This window comes from Pseudomonas sp. HMWF006 (assembly GCF_003061205.1).
GTDB classification, from domain to species: Bacteria; Pseudomonadota; Gammaproteobacteria; order Pseudomonadales; family Pseudomonadaceae; genus Aquipseudomonas; species Aquipseudomonas monsensis.
In genome coordinates, this window is sequence record NZ_QAIU01000211.1 from 1 (window position 1) to 1697 (window position 1697).

Here is a 1697-nt window from a genome sequence, read left to right on the forward strand (position 1 = left end):
GAGTGCGGGGTGGGACAGGTTCGTCGAGGGTGAACATGATCGTCACTCAGGCAGGCCGCAGGTCAGGACTTGGCTTTGAACGCTTCCATCTGACCGAAGCCGGTCGGCGAGGTCTTGCTCTCGGTGGTGGCGCAGGTGCCTTTCGGAACCAGTTTCCAGGCGTTGGCCTGGTAGTCCATTTTCGACGTGCCGGCACAGGTGGTGCCTGCACCAGCGGCGCAATCGTTTTTGCCTTTCAAGGCCACGCCGAAGCATTTTTCCATGTTGGCGTCGGCCGCCTGGGCGGTGGAGACAGTGGCGATGCTCAGAGCGGAACCGAGGGCCAGAACCAGGGCGGTGGCGGACAGGGTGCGGGTGGTAGCAGTCATGATGTCTCTCCAGATTTGAACTTGGGTTTTGCAAGCAAAGTGCGCTTGCTTGTCCCTCTAGAGAAACGAGGCGGCGTGGCGTTACAGCTCACTCAAAATCTTTTTGAAAAAACGCAAAACTCCTACAAGGGATTTTTGGAGGATCTGAAGATCGAGCAGGCACAAAAAAACGGCCCGAAGGCCGTTTCTTTGTTCAGAGCAAAGCATCAACCGCCCAGATACGCCTCGCGTACTTTCGGGTCGGTCAGCAGCGCTTCACCGGTGCCTTGCATCACCACCCGGCCGTTCTCCAGAACATAGGCACGGTCGGCGATTTTCAGCGCCTGGTTGGCGTTCTGCTCGACCAGGAACACCGTCACTCCGTCCTTGCGCAGCTGTTCGATGATGTCGAAGATCTGCTGGATGATGATCGGCGCCAGGCCCAGCGAGGGCTCGTCGAGCAGCAGCAGTTTCGGCTTGCTCATCAGCGCCCGGCCGATGGCGAGCATCTGCTGTTCGCCGCCGGACATGGTGCCGCCGCGCTGGTTGAAGCGTTCTTTCAGGCGCGGGAACAGACCGAGGACCTTGTCCATTTGCTCCTGATAGTCGCCCTTGTCGGTGAAGAAGCCGCCCATGGACAGGTTTTCTTCAACAGTCAGACGGGCGAACACCCGACGACCTTCCGGCACCACGGCGATGCTCTTGCGCATGATCTGCGACGAATCCTGGCCGACCAGCTCCTCACCCATGTAGCGGATGCTGCCGCTGTGCGCCTGCGGTGAACCGCAGAGCGTCATCAGCAGCGTGGACTTGCCGGCTCCGTTGGCGCCGATCAGGGTCACGATCTCGCCCTGGCGGACTTCGACGTTGACGCTGTGCAGGGCCTGGATCTTGCCGTAGAAGGTGGAAACGTTTTCGAACTGCAGCATTTACGCTTCCCCCAGGTAGGCTTTGATCACTTCAGGATTATCGCGGATCTGTTCCGGCGTACCGTCGGCCAGAGGCGTGCCCTGGTTGATCACGACGATGTGGTCGGAAATGCTCATGACCAGTTTCATGTCGTGTTCGATCAGCAGCACGGTGACGTTGTGCTCTTCCCGCAACACGCTGATCAGCGCCTTGAGATCTTCGGTTTCCTTCGGGTTCAGACCGGCCGCCGGTTCGTCGAGCATGAGGATCCGCGGACGGGTCATCATGCAGCGAGCGATTTCCAGACGCCGTTGCTGACCGTAGGCCAGGGTTCCGGCGGTACGGTTGGCGAACTCTTTGAGGTTGACCTTTTCCAGCCAGTACTCGGCAAACTCCATCGCCTCGCGCTCGCTCTTGCGAAACGCCGGGGTCTTGAACAGG

At 59.6% G+C, this 1697-nt stretch carries 3 protein-coding genes; all 3 read right to left on the minus strand.

The window, feature by feature from the left end; genetic code table 11:
• Positions 1-62 precede the first annotated feature (62 nt).
• Positions 63-368: a DUF2282 domain-containing protein gene (locus DBR24_RS08270; RefSeq protein WP_128614473.1), complete on the minus strand. Its 306-nt coding sequence runs from the start codon at positions 366-368 to the stop codon at positions 63-65.
• Positions 369-574: 206 nt separating this feature from the next.
• Positions 575-1276: an ABC transporter ATP-binding protein gene (locus DBR24_RS08275; RefSeq protein WP_003222380.1), complete on the minus strand. Its 702-nt coding sequence runs from the start codon at positions 1274-1276 to the stop codon at positions 575-577.
• Positions 1277-1697: ATP-binding cassette domain-containing protein (locus tag DBR24_RS08280; RefSeq protein WP_256591339.1), on the minus strand; the 421-nt coding region annotated here is incomplete at its 5' end.